A 1,566-nucleotide genomic window follows, 5' to 3' on the forward strand; every position below is an offset into this window, starting at 1 on the left:
GGCGGCGGCACCTCGACCAGTTCCGGGGTCAGCGCGGACGTCCGGACCTGCGTCGAACTGGTCAGGGTCGGCGGGGCGTCACCCTCACCGGGTGTCGTGGTGATCACCGAGTAGGTGCAGGCCACGACGATCGACTCGGGGTCGTCGGAGTGGCTGCCCGCCACCTCGACGGCCAGCCGGACGTCGTAGATCGTGCCGTCGGCGCGGGTGTCCGCGGTCAGCACCTGTGCCGGCACCCATTCCCCGGTCAGGTTGTGGAACGAGTAGTGGATCCTGACCTGCTCGGTGGCGGGCGGCGCGGTGACCTGCCGGCTGTCGCCCTGGTCGTGGGTGGACAGGGTGGTGCTCGAGGGCGTGGCCGGCGCGACGGCCTCCACCGTGGTCCAGAACACGAACACCCGGTTGAACGCGTGCACCGGGTGCACCTCGTCGGCGTCGATCTGGACGTCCACCTTGTGCCACGGCTGCCACGACCCGGTGAGCTTGTCGGCGCTGCGGAACCGCGCGCGCCGGTGGTAGTAGCGCCGCGGCTCGGTCCGGGTGCGGCCGAACAGGACCAGGTCACGGGTGTCCTCGTCGCCCGCGGTGTAGACGTGGCCGCCCGCGATGGTCAGGCGGGAGACCTCGGTGTACTCGTCGAGGTAGCGCTTGTAGGCGCGCTCCACCGACGCGGGCGTGATGTCGCCCTGCAACAGGTCGCTCTCCAGCGCCTCGAACGCGGGGGTCTTGCCGTCCCGCAGTTCCGGGCGCAGGTAGTTCTCCGGGTAGAGGAAGACCTTCCGGTTGGCCTCCCAGACCCGGTAGTTGCGCATCCAGGTCCACCAGGTGCGCAGCCGGTCGCGCACCTGCCGGTCCTGCCCGCTCGCCGGCGTGACCTCCTCCAGGTCCAGGAAGTAGCGGTGCAGGAACAGCTGGGTGGCCGCGATGGCCTCCCGGATCGGGGAGGTCGTGCCCCGGCTGCCCATGTCGACGTCGATCAGCAACTGCTCGAACAGCTCGCGCGAGGTGGCCACGCCGGTCTTGGCCAGCACGGCGGGCACCAGCGCGTCGCGTTCGGCCACGTTGAGCTCGTCGTGGACCTGGCGGGAGAGCACGGCCCAGTCCCGCGGGTCGTGCCGACGGGCCAGCAGGTCGTGGAGGAGGGTGGCGGTGGCGGCGTCGGAGGGGTCCGGACCGTGCAACCCGGACCAGACGTCGTGGACGGTGGCCGCACCGGTGCCCAGCGCGTCGGCTGCGGCGAACACGTCGGTCAGCTTGAACAGCAGCTCCAGCTCGACCCGGTCGTCCTCGGGCGTGCCGGTGAGCACGGCGCGGCGGCGCACGAGCCACCGCAGGTCCTCCACGTCCCAGCCGGTGATCTCCGCGAGGCGCGCGTAGGGGTCCGGCTGCGTTCCGGCGCCGGTCGCGAGGAACTCGGCCAGCCCGTCGTGGGCGCGGGCGAGGCCGGCGAACCGGGAGATCGCGCGGAGGTCGTCCATCCGGTAGTCCGCCACGGCGGACCACCGCTGCCGGAACCGCTCCGGACGGGTGCCGTCGACCCGCCGGTAGTCGTCGCCGGAGTAGCGG

General features: G+C 72.2%; 1 protein-coding gene. It reads right to left on the reverse strand.

Annotated elements, in window-relative coordinates; genetic code table 11:
• Positions 1-1,566: neuraminidase-like domain-containing protein (locus tag AB0G02_RS39465; protein ID WP_360805412.1), on the reverse strand; the 1,566-nt coding region annotated here is incomplete at both ends.

The sequence above is a fragment of the Actinosynnema sp. NPDC023658 genome, from assembly GCF_040639995.1.
Classification (GTDB): Bacteria; Actinomycetota; Actinomycetes; order Mycobacteriales; family Pseudonocardiaceae; genus Actinosynnema.